The organism is Stenotrophomonas sp. YIM B13575, assembly GCF_042787595.1.
In the GTDB taxonomy this organism is placed as follows: domain Bacteria; phylum Pseudomonadota; class Gammaproteobacteria; order Xanthomonadales; family Xanthomonadaceae; genus Stenotrophomonas; species Stenotrophomonas lactitubi_B.
The window spans coordinates 1-14,596 of record NZ_JBHZOP010000136.1 but is presented as its reverse complement, the minus strand read 5'-3'; the positions used below and the strand labels follow the sequence as shown (position 1 = coordinate 14,596).

Below are 14,596 nucleotides of genomic sequence, written 5' to 3'. Positions count from 1 at the left end.
CGGTGGCAAGGCACAAGGCACCATCTGCGTTGATTGAGGATGTCCTGTAGAGCCGAGCCCATGCTCGGCTACCGTGGCATCAGCCGAGCATGGGCTCGGCTCTCGGCTCTACAACAGCGCGTGCGGCGGTATGCTGGTGGGCCTTTCCCCGCTGCAGCCGGAGCCCCGCGTGAGCACCTCGATCCAGGATGTTTCCCTCACCACCATCGACGGCCAGCCGTCCTCGCTTGCCGACTACCAGGGCAAGGTACTGCTGCTGGTCAACGTGGCGTCCAAGTGCGGCCTGACCCCGCAGTACGAAGGCCTGCAGGCGCTGTACGCGGAAAAGCACGCGCAGGGCCTGGAGGTGCTGGGCTTCCCGGCCAACAACTTCCTCGGCCAGGAACCGGGCAGCGAGGCGGAGATCCAGCAGTTCTGCCAGCTGACCTACGACGTGAGCTTCCCGATGTTCGCCAAGATCAGCGTGGCCGGTGAAGACACCCACCCGCTGTACCAGCAGCTGACTGCCGCGCAGCCGCAGGCGATCGGCGAAGGCCCGCTGCGCGAGCGCCTGGCCAGCAAGGAGATTCCGATCCACCCGGCACCGGCGGTGCTGTGGAACTTCGAGAAGTTCCTGGTCGGCCGCGATGGCAAGGTCATCGCACGCTTCGCCCCGGACGTGGCCGCCGATGATGCGCGCCTGCGCGAAGCGGTCGAGGCGGCACTGGCGGCCTGATCGGCCAGGGTCGGATCCCTTTCCACGGGAAAGGGCTCCGACCCGACCCACAGCGCCCAAAAAAAACCCCGCCGAGGCGGGGTTTTCGTTCATGCGGGGCCAACGTGGATCAGTTGGTCCACTGCGGCATCGGCATCGCATCGACCGGGATCGGCGAGTTCGCATCGTCGCTGCCACGCTCGCGCTTGCCGCGCAGGTCGTTCTCGATCTGGTAGTTGCGGCGCTGCATCCAGGCATCGCGGACCAATGCGTATTCGTCCACCGCGGTATCGCGCAGGTCGTCGATCGCCAGCAGCTGCGCGCGGGTGTCGACCAGCTGCAGGCCCTGCAGGCCGATGCGGTACTTGTCGCTTTCGATGCGGCGGATCGGCGACAGCGGGATGTCACCGGCCAGGCCGAACACATCACGCACGGTGCGCGGGCCGAAGAACGGCAGTTCCACGTAGCGCGAACGACGCCAGCCCCAGGCACCCAGGGTCTGCCCGAAGTCCTCGTTGCGACGCGGCACCATCGCCTTGCTGGCCGGATCGAACAGGCCACCAACGCCCAGCGTGCTGTTCATCAGGAACCGGCCCAGGCTGTCCCAGGCATCGGCCGGGCGGCCCTGCAGCAGCTGGTTGGTGATGGTCAGCGGTGCACGCAGGTTGCTGAAGAAGTTGCTTACGCCGGTACGGGCAAAGCGCGGCACCACGTGGGTATAGGCGGTTGCCAGCGGACGGGCGATACCGCGGTCGACCGCATTGTTGAACCCGTGCACCTTGCGGTTGAACGGTTCCCACGGGTCGTACGCAACGGTGCTGGTGGTGCTGCCGTTGGCGCCGTACAACGCGTCGAAGTCGTCATCGCCGCCCGGAGCAGTGGCAGCGGCATCATTGCCGCTTGCACCCTGCGAAGCGACCGCCGGTGCCGGCGTGGCCGCTGCAGGTACGGGGGCGTCGGCAGCCACGCTCGCAGCAGGTGCATCGGCACCAGCCGCATTGTCGACGGGGGCGGTACTCGTCGCCGGCACCACGGTGTCGGCCACCGGCGCATCGCTGCGTGCCGGCTTGCCGGCACAGGCACTGAGCGCGGCGGCCAGGAGGATCAGGGAGAAAACGCGCACGACGTTCATGTCAGCTCGCAGCAGAAGTAGCGTTGAAGTCCAGGTCGGGCGACAGCCGGTAGGCCGCGCTCAGTTCGTTGTAGCCGGCGGGGGCGCCGGAGATCGTCAGCGGATGACCGCCCTGGCGCGCGCGCGCGGCCAGCTCGGCCAGCAACGCCAGGCCGGCGCTGTCCACGCGCTCGACCTCTGCCAGTTCCAGCCGCGACAGCTGCGCCGGCAGGGCCTGCAGTTGCGGCCACAGTGCGATCACCGCTGCACGGTCGAGTACCCCGCGCAGGCGCAGGGTGTCACCTTCCAGCAGCGCCAGCGCCTTATTTGCCATTGCCGGCCGGCCCGGCCTGCATGCTGCCGCTGCGCAGATCGTTGGCCACCTGCTTGATGCCCTTCTGGCGCAGCGGGGCATCGAACTGGTTGCGGAAGGTCTGCACGTAGGAGATGCCTTCGATGTTGACGTCGAAGATCTTCCACTGGCCGCCTTCATTGCGCATCCAGTACTCGACCGGCGTCGGCTCGCTGCCGGCACGCACCAGCTCGGTGCTCACGCGCACGCCGCGGTTGCCCGGCAGCGGGCTTTCGCCCTTCAGGCGGAAGCTCGGCTTGCCCTGGATGTTGAGCAGGGTCGAGCCATAGCGCTGCATCAGGTTGTCGGCCATCGCATTGGCGAACAGCTTGATGTCCGCGTCGGCGGCGCCCCGGGCGTGCGTGCCCAGCACCAGGCGCGCGGCATAGTCGCGGTCGAAGGTGCGGTTGAGCTCGCTGTCGATGTAGCTGCGCAGGCTGGCCGGGTTGCCGCTGAATTCGGCACGGCGCTGCTGCAGGGTAGTGAGGATGCGGGTGCTGGCGTCGATCACCACCTTGCCGGCCTGGCCCTGGGGGGCAGCAGCAGCGGGGGCGGCGGCCTGCGCCTGGGCCAGGAACGGGGTGGCCAGCAGCAGCGACGAGGCGAGCAGGGCCGGGATCAGTTTCATCTTCATGGTTGCGGTTCCGTTGCAGGCGCCTGCGCGCCATCGTTGGGCTTCGGAGCAGCGCCGCCACCGGCGCCGCCACTGAACATGTACTTGCCGACCAGCTGGATCAGGTCCACGGCCGGCTGGGTGAAGACGATCTCTTCGCCGGGCTTCAGCACGTCGGGATCGCCGCCGGGTTGCAGACCGATATAGCTCTCGCCGAGCAAACCACTGGTGAAGATGCCCGCCGAGGTATCGGCCGGCAGATCCTTGACCTTGCTGTCCATGCGCAGGGTCACGATCGATTCGAACTTCACCGGGTCCAGGTCGATTGCCGCGACCTGGCCGACGGTGACGCCACCGATCTTCACCGGCGCCTGCTTGCGCAGCTGGCCGACCTGGGAGAAGCGGGCCTTGAGTTCATAGCCTTCGCCACCCCAGCTCCAGCGCTGGTTGGTCGAGGCGACGGCCAGCACCATCAGCGAGGCCAGGGCCAGCAGCAGGAAAGCGCCGACGGAGAATTCGAGTCTGGGACCGCGGATGGCCATGTGGATTACCTGATCAGTCGTGGTGGCCGCGCGCCGATGCGCACCGCCGGTGGAGGGGTTAGGTGAACAACATTGCCGACAGCACGAAGTTGAACATCAGCACCAGCAGCGAGGCGTTGACCACCGCACGGGTGGTGGCCACCGAGGTGCCTTCGATGGTCGGTTCGGCGTGGAAACCGACATAGGCGGCAACCAGTGCGGCGGTGCCACCGAAGATCGCCGACTTCAGCATCGCCACGCCGAAATCGTCCCAGAAGTCCACGCTGCCACGCAGCGCCGACCAGAACACGCCGTTGTCCAGGCCCAGTACGTGCACGGCCTCGAAATAGCTGGCGCTGATCGCCAGCGAACAGAAGATGCCGGTCAGCAGCGGCACGGTCAGTACCGCCGCCCAGAAGCGCGGCGCCACGGCTTTGGCCACCGGGTCGATCGCCATCAGTTCCAGCGCCTTGATCTGGTCGGTGGCGCGCATAAGACCCAGTTCGGCGGCGATCGAGCTGCCGGCACGGCCGATGAACAGCAGCGCGGTCAGCACCGGTGCCAGTTCGCGGTACAGCGACAGGCCGAGCAGGGTGGACAATGCGTCGGCCGCACCGAAGGTGGTCAGCGTGCGGTAGCCCTGCAGGGTCAGCACCAGGCCGACGAAGGCGCCGCCGACGGCGATGATCGGCAGCGAACGCGCACCGATCTTGTAGATCTCGCGGGTCAGCTCGGCCAGGAAATCACGGGTCGGCAGCGAACCGCGCAGCACGGTCAGCGAGAACAGGCCGGCACGGCCCAGCGAGCGGGTGGCTTGCACGAACGGCATCAGGCAACCCTCGCGCGCGGTGCGGCATCAAACGGGATGGGACCGTCGGGCTGGCCGTGCAGGAACTGCCGCAGCAGCGGGTCCTGGCTGGACTGCAGCGCCTCCGGCGTCCCCTGGAACACGATGCCGCCGTTGGCGATCGCGATCACCTGGTCGCAGATCGGCAGGGTCTCGTGCACGTGGTGGCTGACGATGATGCTGGTCAGGCCCAGGCTGTGGTTGAGGCGCTGGATCAGGCTCATGATCACCCCCGAAGCGATCGGGTCCAGCCCGGTCAGCGGCTCGTCGTAGATCATCAGCGGCGGGTCCAGGGCCAATGCGCGGGCCAGGGCCACGCGGCGGGCCATGCCGCCGGACAGTTCACGCGGCCAGGCATCGGCGGCCGCCAGCAGGCCCACCGAATGCAGCTTCATCTGCACCAGCCGGCGCAGTACCGGTGCCGGCAGGCGGGTATGGGTGCGCAACGGCAGGGCAACGTTTTCGGCCACGGTCAGGTCGGTCAGCAGGCCATTGCCCTGCAGCAGTACGCCAACGCTCTTGCGCATCTCCAGCAGTTCAGCGGTGCGCTGCGGGATCGGCTTGCCGAACAGGGTGATGTCACCCGTGACCGGACGCAGTTCGCCGGTCAGCGCCGCCAGCAGGGTCGACTTGCCGCTGCCGGACGGACCCAGCACGGCGGTGATGCTGCCTTTGGGCACCTGCAGCGAAACGTCGCGCAGGATCGTGCGCCCGCTCCGGTCGATGCGGACGTTGGATAACTGCACCAGACTGGGGGTGGAAGCCGACATGGGCACCCTTAACGTTTTTTCGACATTGAAGCATCGGGTCAGGCTGCTGAACATAAGCAGACTGGACGGTCCAGTATTGTTGCACGGCCGGACCGCCGCCAGACCGGGACAATTCCTGAAACGACCGGAACAATCCGTCGCGATCGCCGTACCCCGGCATTGAATACGGCCGGGTGTGCTGCACACTGTGCACGATGAGTGACCCGGGCAGCGATTTCCGCCTCTACCATTCCAATTCGCTGGACGTGCTGGCTGCCCTGCTGGCGCGCAACGTGCGTGTGCCGGTGGCGGGACAGCCGCTGCTGGCGCCGGAGGTGGTGCTGATCCCGCAGGTGGCGATGCGGCGCTGGCTGCAGGCGACCCTGGCCGCCGAGTATGGCGTGGCCGCCAACCTGGAATTTCTCACCCCCGGTGAGTTCGTTGCCCGGGCATTGAACGCCAATGTCGAGGGCGAAGCCGACGATCTGGACGCGGCCGCCCTGCATTGGCGCCTGTACCAGGCCCTGCGCGACCCGGACCTGCTGGCGCAGCCGCCCATGCGTGCGCTGCAGTCCTATCTTGCCGGTGGCGACGCGCTCAAACCCTGGGCCCTGGCCGGCGAACTGGCGTCGGTGTTCGAGAAGTACCAGGCCTGGCGCCGCGACTGGCTGCTGCGCTGGGAGGCCGGCGCCGATGCGGCCGATCCGCAGGCCATCCTGTGGCGCAGCATCGCCACCGGCCATGGTTACCGCGCGCGCCGCATCCAGGCCTACCTGGACCGCTTCGAGGGCGCCGGCCAGCCGCTGCCGAAGGGCCTGCCAGCGCGGATGTCGGCGTTTGCCACCCTCAACATCTCGCCCGACGTACTGCGCGTCATGGCCACCCAGTCGCGGGTGGGCGAACTGCATTTCTACCTGCCCACGCCGGTGCAGTCCTACTGGGGCGACCTGCAGACCCTGGCAGAGCGCCTGCGCAGCGGCGCGCCGGACCCGTTTGGCGAGGCCGCCGGCGAGAACCGCCTGCTGGAAGCGTGGGGTGCGGCCGGCCGCGATTTCATGGCGGTGCTGGGCAGCTACGAAGTGGTGCATCCGGCCGGTGAGATCGCGGCCTATTCCGACCCGGAAGAAGATTCGCGGCCGACCATGGACCAGGGCGGGCTGTCCGACAGCCTGCTGCACCGCCTGCAGCGTGACCTGTTCCACCGCCGCGCCTTGCCGTCGGGCGAACCGCGCGACGGCCTGCGCAGCGACGACCCGAGCCTGCAGGTGCATGCCTGCCACACCCGCCTGCGCGAGCTGCAGGTGCTGCACGACCAGCTGCGCAGCCTGCTGCAGGATCCGCGCTTCGACCCGCCGTTGCAGGCGCGTGAGATCGCCGTGCTGGCGCCGGACATCGACCCGTATGTGCCCTATCTGGAAGCGGTGTTCGGCGGACGGGGGGGCGACGACGAGCACATTCCCTACGCGCTGGCCGACAGCAGTCCGCTGGCCGGCGAGCCGCTGGCCGATGTGTTCGTGCACCTGCTCGGCCTGCCGATTTCGCGCTTCGGCCTGAACGAGGTGCTGGACCTGCTGGCCAGTGCACCGTTGGCCGAGGCCGCCGGCCTGGAAGCGGTCGACTTCGATCGCCTGCATGGCTGGCTGCAGCAGGCGGGCGCACGCTGGGGCCTGGATGCCAACCATCGCGACCAGCTGCAGGCCCCCAGCGATGACGCCTACACCTGGCAGTTCGCGCTGGATCGCCTGCTGCTGGGCCACGCCACCGGCAGCGAGGTGGACCTGGCCGGGGTGGCGCCGTGGATCGAACTGGAAGGCGGGGCGCTGGATGCGCTGGACCGGCTGCTGCGCCTGCTGCGCGTGCTGGCCGTCTACCAGCGCCGGCTCGGCGAGCTGTTGACCCCCGCGCAGTGGCGGCAGCGCCTGCTGTCGCTGCTCGATGCGCTGCTGCCGACGCCGCCCAGCTCACCCAACAGCCAGCGTGCGCTGGAGCGCCTGCGCAAGCTGCTCAACCAGTTCGCCGAGGATGCGTACAAGGCCGGGTTCGCCGACGGCGTGCCGCCGGAAGTGGTGCGTGCACACTTCGCCGGTGCCCTGGCCGAGGCCGATACGCGGGCGCCGCTGCTGACCGGTGGCATCAGCTTCGGCCGCATGGTGCCGATGCGCCTGCTGCCGTTCCGGGTGATCTGCGTGCTCGGCCTCAACGATGGTGATTTCCCGCGTCGCGACCCCGCCGCCGGCCTCAACCAGCTCACCGCCGAACTGGACACGCCGCGCCGCCGCCCGGGCGACCGCTCCACCCGCGAAGACGATCGTTTCCTGTTCCTGCAGCTGTTCGCTGCCGCCCAGGATGTGTTCTACCTCAGCTATCTTGGCGCCGACCCGCGCGATGGCAGCGTGCGCGAACCCTCGGTGCTGGTCAGTGAACTGATCGACGCCGCCGCGGCCTATCACCTGGATCCGCCGACCGCCACGCGCGACTTCACCGTGCGCCACGCGCTGCAGCCGTTCTCGCCGGCCGCCTTCGGTGATGGCGACCCGCGCCGCTTCAGCTACCGCCGGCAGTGGCATCCGGCCGCCGGGCGACTGGGTGGGGAGCGTGGCGGCCTGCTGCCGTGGTTCGACACCACACTGCCGCCACCGGCGGACGACGCGGTGGAAGAAGAGGTCTCGCTGGACAGCCTGCGTCGTTTCCTGTGCGATCCGGCCGGCCAGTTCCTCGCGCAGTCGCTGGGCCTGCGCCTGGCTGACGACGTTGAGGACGTCGACGACCTGGAGCCGTTGGTGCTGTCTTCGCGCGGGCCGGAGAAGCGCAGCGTGCAGTTGGCCGTGGTGCAGGCCACCCTGGCCGGCGACAGCGAGCCGCTGTACCCACGGTTGCGCGCACGCGGACTGCTGCCGTCGGGCATCCTCGGCGAGCGCCAGTTCGAAGTGGAGCAACTCAAGACCCGCCCGTACGCCACGGCCATGCTCGGCTGGTTGCAGGGCACGTCGCTGGAGAGCCGCCGCTATGAAGTGGAGATCGACGGTGTGCGCCTGCATGGCCGGGTCGGCGATCGCCATCCGGAGGGCCTGGTGCGACTGCGCGCCGGCGCCCTGAACGGCAACGCGGTGATCCGCCAGGGGCTCGACTGGCTGTTGGCCAACGCCGCCGGCGATGCCTTGCCGCTGGTGCAGTTCCACGACGGTGGTGATGCCGGCCCCGGTCCGCATGTCTTGCCTGCGCTGACCGTGCCTGCAGCCCGCGCGGCATTGCGCGCGCTGCTGCAGCTGCGCCAGCGCGGCCTGCGCGAGCCGCTTCGCTTCGCGCCCTACACCGGCTGGGTGCTGTTCAACGCGCCGGTGGAAAAGCAGCGCAGCGAAGGCTGGAAGCAATGGCATGGCAGCGACCGCAGCTGGGGTGAAGCCAACAGTGATGCGTGGCAGCTGCTGCTGCGTGGCGCCGACCCGTTCGCCGACGACGCCAGTTATGCCGACCTGCTGCGCAACAGCCAGGTGGTCTTCAGCGCCGTGCGCGAAGGCCGCAGCTTCGGCACTGATCCACAGGCAGGCCACGCATGAGCCGCGTTGCCGAGGACCCTTCCATCGACACACGTTTGCCCGACCCTTACCTGGCGTTGCCGCTGCACGGCACGCGACTGATCGAAGCCAGTGCCGGCACCGGCAAGACCTTCACCCTGGCGACACTGTTCACCCGTCTGGTGGTCGAGCAGGGCCTGCGTATCGGCCAGATCCTGGCGGTGACGTTCACTGACGCGGCCACCCAGGAGCTGCGCAAGCGCATCCGCGAACGTCTGGCCCTGGCCGCACGCCTGGTCGATCTACCGCCCGGCGAAGATGAAACGCCCGACGCGGCGCTGACCCGGCAGGTGCTGCAACGCCATCTGCAGGACGGCATGGAAAGCGCCAAGGCGTTGAAGCGGCGCCTGCAGGTGGCTGCCGACGAAATCGACCTGGCGGCGATCTTCACCATCCACGGCTTCTGCACCCGCGTGCTGCGCGAACATGCGCTGGAGAGCGGGCATACCTTCGACCCACCGGAGCTGCTGGCCAGCGATCGTGAGCTGCTGGAAGAACTGGCCGCCGATCTCTGGCGCGTGCATGCCAACGACCCGGCCACGCTGGAACCGCTGACCTGGCTGTGGTCAACCCCGGATGCGCTGGCGGCTGACCTGCGCGCGCTGCTGTCATCGCCACCGCTGCATCCGCGGCCGCAGCCGCTGGCCGTGGACGACCCGCGCCCGGCCCTGGAAGCGGTCGCGGTGGAACTGGCTGCTGCCGTGCGCGAGCACGGTGATCGCTTCTTCCTGGACCTGTGCGAAGCGGTCGACAACAAGTGGATCAACGGCGTCTCCTACAAGCTGGGCTGGCTGCACCCGCTGGGTCGCCAGCTGTTGGGTTGGGCCGAGCGCGGCGACGCCGCCGAACTGCTGTCCAGCGACCGCCTGCCGGCACTGCTGCCCGATGCGCTGGTGGCCAAGACCAACAAGAAGTTCGCCGAGCGCACGCCGTCCTCGCCGCTGCAGGCACCGCTGCAGCGCTACGTGGCACTGCTGGCCCAGCGCGAACAGTGGTTGCGGGCGAGTGCGCTGAACTTCCTGCATGCACTGCGCGAGGATGCCACCCAGCGCCTGTCGGCCCTGAAGCGCCTGCGCCGCATGCAGACCTACGACGATCTGATCGACGGTGTGGCTCGCGCGCTGGAAGGACCGCAGCGGCTGACCCTGGTCAAGCAGCTGCGTGCGCAGTACCGCATCGCCCTGGTCGATGAATTCCAGGATACCGACGACCGCCAGTGGGGCATCTTCCATACCGTGTTCGGCGCCTCGCCGGAGGTGGACGAATTGGGGCTGCAGCCGGCGCTGTTCCTGATCGGTGACCCCAAGCAGGCCATTTATGGCTTCCGCGGCGGCGACATCCATACCTATCTGAAAGCCAAGCAGGTGGCCGAGCAGGCGCCGGCGCTGGACCAGAACTTCCGCTCGCGCCCGGCCGTGCTGCGCGCGCTGCAGGCGCTGTACGAAAACGCTGGCGAAGACGCCTTCCTCGAACGCGACATCCAGTTCGAGCCGGTGCGCCCGGGTGGCGTGCGAGCCGATGAGGATTACCTGCGTGATGGCCGGGCCGCACCTGCGCTCACCCTGCGCCTGCTGCGCAGCGAGGGTGAAAAGGCCCTCAGCGCCGATGCCTCGCGCGACGCGGCGACCCAGGCCTGCGTGGCCGCGATCCACCAGATCCTGCTGGAAGCGCGTGCCGGCACCGCGCTGCTGCGCGGGCGTCCGCTGCAGCCTGGCGATATCGCCGTGCTGGTGCGCTCGCATCGCGAAGCCACGCTGGTGCAGCGCGCGCTGGCTGCGGTCGGCATTCCCGCAGTAGCGGCCGGCAAGCAGAGCCTGTTCGCCACCAGTGAGGCCCGTGACCTGCGTGCGCTGCTGCTGGCCTTGCTGCAACCGGCCGACGAAGGGCGCCTGCGCACCGCGTTGGCAACCGTGCTGCTGGGCCAGCGCGCAAGTGCGATTGCCAGCATGGAGCGCGAAGGGGACCTGCAGCGCGGGTTCCAGGCGCAGCTGCTGCACTGGCGCGAGCGCTGGCAGCGTGGCGGACCGTTCGCGGTGGTTGCCGATGTCTGCGCCGCGCAGGGCGAACGCCTGCTGGCGCTGATCGATGGCGAGCGGCGCCTGACCAATTACCTGCAGCTGGGCGAACTGCTGCAGGAAGCCTCGGCGCAGGCACTGGGCATGCACGGCCTGCTGGACTGGCTGCAGGGGCAGATGGCCAACGCCGACCAGGACGATGAGCAGCAGCTGCTGCGCTTGGAGTCCGACGCGCGGCGGGTGCAGATCATCACCCTGCACAAGAGCAAAGGCCTGGAATACCCGCTGGTGTTCCTGCCGTTTGTGGGGATCGATGGCGGCGCGCCTAACACCGCTACCCACTGCACCGTGCACCTGCAGGGCGAGCGCCAGCTGCATTGGAAGCTGGACAGGGATGAAGCCTGGGAAGCGGCCAGCAGCCAGCGTGAGCGTGAACAGCGTGCAGAAGACGCGCGCCTGTTGTATGTGGGATTGACCCGCGCCGAGCATGCTCTATGGATCGCCACCGGCGATCTGGCTGGCCATGCGAAAACCCGCCTGTCCCCGTTGCTGGGCGATCTGCAGGCGCTGCGTGTGCATGCGGACGTGGAGCTGGATGACAGCGCGCTGCCGGGCCGTCTGCCGCAGCTGCTGGCCGAAACCGAAGGTGAGCTGCCCGCAGTGCGTGCGTTGACCCGGCGTGTGCCCCATGACTGGTGGGTTTACAGCTTCACCCAGCTGGCGCATGCCGACGCGGGCAACAGCGACGATATCGAAGCGGCGGCCACCGAACTGCCCGCACCGGCCGCCGACGAACCCGCCGGTGCCGAGCTGCCGCTGGAACCGGCACTGCCGGAAGCCGCTGCGGAAGACATGGCGCCGCCGGATCCACGCTTCATGGGCAGCCGTTTCGGCAACGTCCTGCACGATGCGCTGGAGAACGTCGACTTCGCACTGTGGAGCGGCTGGCAGCCTGAGCAACCGGCGCCGGAGGGACAGGCCGACGTGCTGCGCCGCTCGCTGCACGACGAAGGCTATGCCGACGAGGATCTGGACGATGGCGTGGCGGTGCTGGTGCCGCTGGTGGGCCACACCCTCACCGTGCCGCTGCCCGAAGGTGGTGCGCTGTGCAGCGTGCCCGAGCACGAGCGCCGCGCCGAAATCGAGTTCCACTTCGCCATCGAGCCGACCGCGGTGCCGGTGCTGCTGCAGCTGCTGCACGAGCACGGCATCGCCAGCGCGCGGCGTGGCTTCGGGCTGCGCAGAAGGCTGGAAGGCCTGATGACCGGCAAGATCGATCTGACCTACGTGCGTGACGGCCGCTGGTATGTGCTGGACTACAAATCCAACCGGCTGCCCGGCTACAGCCCGGACCTGCTGGAGATCGCCATGCGCCACAGCGAGTACGACCTGCAGGCGCTGATCTACACCGTGGCCCTGCATCGCTGGCTGCGTTTCCGCCTGGGCGCGGCCTACGACTACGCACGCGACATGGGCGGTATCCGTTACCTGTTCTGCCGGGGCCTGGACGTTGCCGGCAACGGCGTGCACGTGCAGCGTTTCGCCCCGGAACTGGTGGATGCGCTGGATGCCTTGTTTGCCGGCGGCGAAGCGGCCCAGGCCGATATGGCGGCGCGCGCGCGCGGAGAAACCGCATGAACCTGCTGCGTGATCTGCATCGCGGTGGCCAGCTGCGCACCCTGGACCACGCCCTGGCCACCAGCCTCATGCGCCTGCGCGAGGACACGCCGGACGACGTGGCACTGGCCGCCGCACTGGCCTCGCTGGCCGTGGCGCAGGGGCACGCAGGGTTCGACTCGCGCCAGCCACAGCGCCTGATCGACGGCGTGCCAGCATGGCCTGAGCCTGCGCAGTGGCTGGCACAACTGCGGGCCTCGCCCTGGGTGGCGACGCCGCAGGACGCCAGCGCCGCCGCAGAGGAAGCGCCGCTGGTGCTGGAAAACGGCCTGCTGTACCTGCGCCGTTACCGCGAGTACGAGCGGCAGCTGGCCGTCGGCCTGCAGCGCATCGGCCGGCATCCGCTTCCCGCACCGGACATGGCTGCCGTGGCGCCGTTGTTCGCGCGCCTGTTCCCGCAGGCCGCCACCGGCGAAGACCAGCAGGCACGCGCCGCCGGCGTGACCCTGCGCCACCCATTGGCGCTGGTCACCGGTGGCCCCGGTACCGGCAAGACCACCACCATCGCCCGCCTGCTGCTGCTGTTGGCCGCACAGGCGCTGCACCAGGGCCTGCCCGTGCCGAAGGTGGCGCTGGCTGCACCTACCGGCCGCGCTGCCGAGCGCATGGCCGAAAGCCTGCGCCTGGCCGTACAGCGGCTGCAGCAACAGGGGCTGGACCCGGCGCTGTGCACCGCGCTGCCCAGCACCGGCACCACCCTGCATCGCCTGCTCGGGGTGATTCCCGATTCACCGCGCTTCCGCCATCACGCCGACAACCCGTTGCCGGTGGACGTGGTGGTGGTCGACGAAGCCTCGATGATCGACCTGCCGTTGATGGCCAAGCTGGTCGACGCGATCGCCAGCGGCACCCGCCTGATCCTGCTCGGCGATCCCGACCAGTTGCCGTCGGTGGAAGCCGGCGATGTGCTCAGCGCGATCCTGCGCGCCAGCGGCGATGGCATCGGCACCCGCGCCGACGACGCGCAGGCGCTGCATGGCCTGCTGGCAGCGGCCACGCTGCAGCCGCAGGCAGCACCGCGCGCGTTCGCGGGTCGTCGCGTGCAGTTGCAGCGTGGCTACCGGCAGAGTGATGCGCTGGATCTGGCACCGCTGGCGCAGGCCGTGCGCGGCGGCGACAGTGGCACCGCCCTGCGCCTGCTGCGCAGTGGTGAACTGGCTGGCGTCCGCTTCCATGAAGGCGAAGCCGATCCGTTGCGCGGCCAGCGCGAGCACCTGCTCGACCATTGGCGCGCACTGGCCGATGCGGTGGATCCCACGCAGGCACTGCAGCAGGCTGGCCGCCTGCGCGTGCTGACGGCACTGCGCGAAGGCCCGCAGGGCGCGCGCGGCCTCAACAGCCGCATCGAACAGCTGCTGGCCGGCAACACCCCGGGCTACTTCCAGGGCCGGCTGCTGCTGATCACCGAGAACAGCTACCGCCATCGCCTGTTCAACGGCGATATCGGCATCTGCCTGCGCGATGGCAGCGGCGCGATGGTGGCTTGGTTCCCCGGCGAGACCGCCGACCAGCCGCGCGCCTTCCACCCGGCGGCGTTGCCCGCACACGAGAGCGCCTTCGCCATGACCGTGCACAAGGCGCAGGGCTCGGAGTTCGATGAAGTGTGGTTGCAGCTGCCACGCCAGGACAGCCGCGTACTGTCGCGCGAACTGGTCTACACCGGCCTCACCCGCGCCCGCCAGCGCCTGCAGGTAGCCGGCAGTGCCGAGGTACTGGAGGCCGCGTTGAAGCGGCATGCCAGCCGCCTCGGTGGATTGGCCTGGCGGCTGGGCGCGGAAGAGGTGCCCGAAGAACCAACGCGCATCGAACAACCCACGGTGCAGGGCACGTTGTTCTGAATCGGGTGCGATGCGTTTGCTGTAGTGCCGAGCCATGCTCGGCTGATAGGTCACGGAGCCGAGCGTGGCTCGACTCTACAAAAGCGCACTTCTATTGTTTTGGAGTTCATCCACGCATGGCGTGGATCTACGCGATCAATACCAGCCCATCCGGATACACGATCGCCGCTTCGTCAGCACTCACATCGAAGAACCCCACGCCGTGCTTCTCGGCCAGATCCTGCACCAACCCATGCGCGCGCTCGGCCACCGAATACGCGAACGCGCCATAGATCACATCGCGGCCGATGCTGTACTCGGTCACTTCGGCGCGATCATCATCGTCGTTGCTCAGCGGGCCGTTCAGCGGCGGAAAGAGCACCGCCATCTCCGCAAACCAGGCCTGCAACGCCGGGCTGCTGACCGCCGGGTCGTCGTACTCGTGGCGTTCGTTCCACTGCGTCTGCTTCTCGAACCAGGCGATGAACGCCGCCGCCTCACGCGGGGCGACGCTGGCCTCGAACACCATCATGTCGTAACTCATTGGAGCGTCCTGTTGTCTGGGTGAAAAGCCGCCGGGCATGGCCCGGCGCTACCGGAGGATAAGGGGTGCGCCGGGGCCTGC

11 protein-coding genes are annotated in these 14,596 nt (G+C 68.8%); 4 read left to right on the top strand and 7 right to left on the bottom strand.

What is annotated here, in order from left to right; translation table 11 throughout:
• The first annotated feature begins 169 nt into the window (after positions 1-169).
• Positions 170-715, top strand: a complete 546-nt coding sequence (locus tag ACFX4F_RS18385) for a glutathione peroxidase (protein ID WP_099821635.1) — start codon at positions 170-172, stop codon at positions 713-715.
• 109 nt (positions 716-824) lie between these two features.
• On the opposite strand, the gene ACFX4F_RS18380 is transcribed toward ACFX4F_RS18385, so the two are convergent.
• From ACFX4F_RS18380 to ACFX4F_RS18355, 6 genes are read right to left on the bottom strand one after another with little or no spacing between them, the layout of a single operon-like run.
• Entirely contained in the window at positions 825-1,826 is a 1,002-nt protein-coding gene (locus ACFX4F_RS18380) for a VacJ family lipoprotein (protein ID WP_380657674.1), read from the bottom strand.
• Between the two features lies 1 nt (position 1,827).
• A complete protein-coding gene (locus tag ACFX4F_RS18375) occupies positions 1,828-2,139 on the bottom strand; it encodes a lipid asymmetry maintenance protein MlaB (protein WP_025875628.1) in 312 nt (103 codons plus the stop codon).
• Positions 2,129-2,791 (bottom strand): phospholipid-binding protein MlaC, encoded by a 663-nt coding sequence (locus ACFX4F_RS18370; protein ID WP_099821637.1) that lies wholly within the window; start codon positions 2,789-2,791, stop codon positions 2,129-2,131. The genes ACFX4F_RS18375 and ACFX4F_RS18370 overlap by 11 nt, the downstream gene beginning before the upstream one ends.
• Positions 2,788-3,312 (bottom strand): outer membrane lipid asymmetry maintenance protein MlaD, encoded by a 525-nt coding sequence (gene mlaD, locus ACFX4F_RS18365; protein ID WP_006404090.1) that lies wholly within the window; start codon positions 3,310-3,312, stop codon positions 2,788-2,790. The genes ACFX4F_RS18370 and mlaD overlap by 4 nt, the downstream gene beginning before the upstream one ends.
• 58 nt (positions 3,313-3,370) lie before the next feature.
• Positions 3,371-4,120: an MlaE family lipid ABC transporter permease subunit gene (locus ACFX4F_RS18360; RefSeq protein WP_006404088.1), complete on the bottom strand. Its 750-nt coding sequence runs from the start codon at positions 4,118-4,120 to the stop codon at positions 3,371-3,373.
• Positions 4,120-4,908 (bottom strand): ABC transporter ATP-binding protein, encoded by a 789-nt coding sequence (locus ACFX4F_RS18355; RefSeq protein WP_099821638.1) that lies wholly within the window; start codon positions 4,906-4,908, stop codon positions 4,120-4,122. Before ACFX4F_RS18355 ends, ACFX4F_RS18360 begins: the two co-directional genes overlap by 1 nt.
• Positions 4,909-5,102: 194 nt before the next feature.
• Between ACFX4F_RS18355 and recC the strand changes: the two genes are divergently transcribed.
• Genes recC through recD form a run of 3 tightly spaced genes read left to right on the top strand, consistent with a single transcriptional unit; the run spans position 5,103 to position 13,992 of the window.
• The gene (gene recC, locus ACFX4F_RS18350; protein WP_380657670.1) at positions 5,103-8,444 is read left to right on the top strand and encodes an exodeoxyribonuclease V subunit gamma; all 3,342 of its coding nucleotides are present in this window, start codon (positions 5,103-5,105) and stop codon (positions 8,442-8,444) included.
• Positions 8,441-12,115 (top strand): exodeoxyribonuclease V subunit beta, encoded by a 3,675-nt coding sequence (recB, locus tag ACFX4F_RS18345; RefSeq protein ID WP_380657668.1) that lies wholly within the window; start codon positions 8,441-8,443, stop codon positions 12,113-12,115. Before recC ends, recB begins: the two co-directional genes overlap by 4 nt.
• Positions 12,112-13,992: an exodeoxyribonuclease V subunit alpha gene (gene recD / locus ACFX4F_RS18340; RefSeq protein WP_380657666.1), complete on the top strand. Its 1,881-nt coding sequence runs from the start codon at positions 12,112-12,114 to the stop codon at positions 13,990-13,992. Before recB ends, recD begins: the two co-directional genes overlap by 4 nt.
• A gap of 127 nt (positions 13,993-14,119) precedes the next feature.
• Here the strand turns inward: recD and ACFX4F_RS18335 are convergent, their stop codons facing one another.
• Complete coding sequence (locus tag ACFX4F_RS18335; RefSeq protein WP_380657664.1) at positions 14,120-14,515, bottom strand: hypothetical protein; 396 nt, start codon at positions 14,513-14,515, stop codon at positions 14,120-14,122.
• Between the last annotated feature and the right edge of the window lie 81 nt (positions 14,516-14,596).

What these genes read in the sequence shown, in the direction of transcription:
- ACFX4F_RS18355 (WP_099821638.1), bottom strand. Translation starts at nt 4,908, where the DNA reads ATGTCGGCTTCCACCCCCAGTCTGGTGCAGTTATCCAACGTCCGCATC.
- recB (WP_380657668.1), top strand. Translation starts at nt 8,441, where the DNA reads ATGAGCCGCGTTGCCGAGGACCCTTCCATCGACACACGTTTGCCCGAC.
- recC (WP_380657670.1), top strand. Translation starts at nt 5,103, where the DNA reads ATGAGTGACCCGGGCAGCGATTTCCGCCTCTACCATTCCAATTCGCTG.
- recD (WP_380657666.1), top strand. Translation starts at nt 12,112, where the DNA reads ATGAACCTGCTGCGTGATCTGCATCGCGGTGGCCAGCTGCGCACCCTG.
- ACFX4F_RS18380 (WP_380657674.1), bottom strand. Translation starts at nt 1,826, where the DNA reads ATGAACGTCGTGCGCGTTTTCTCCCTGATCCTCCTGGCCGCCGCGCTC.
- ACFX4F_RS18335 (WP_380657664.1), bottom strand. Translation starts at nt 14,515, where the DNA reads ATGAGTTACGACATGATGGTGTTCGAGGCCAGCGTCGCCCCGCGTGAG.
- ACFX4F_RS18370 (WP_099821637.1), bottom strand. Translation starts at nt 2,791, where the DNA reads ATGAAGATGAAACTGATCCCGGCCCTGCTCGCCTCGTCGCTGCTGCTG.
- mlaD (WP_006404090.1), bottom strand. Translation starts at nt 3,312, where the DNA reads ATGGCCATCCGCGGTCCCAGACTCGAATTCTCCGTCGGCGCTTTCCTG.
- ACFX4F_RS18360 (WP_006404088.1), bottom strand. Translation starts at nt 4,120, where the DNA reads ATGCCGTTCGTGCAAGCCACCCGCTCGCTGGGCCGTGCCGGCCTGTTC.
- ACFX4F_RS18375 (WP_025875628.1), bottom strand. Translation starts at nt 2,139, where the DNA reads ATGGCAAATAAGGCGCTGGCGCTGCTGGAAGGTGACACCCTGCGCCTG.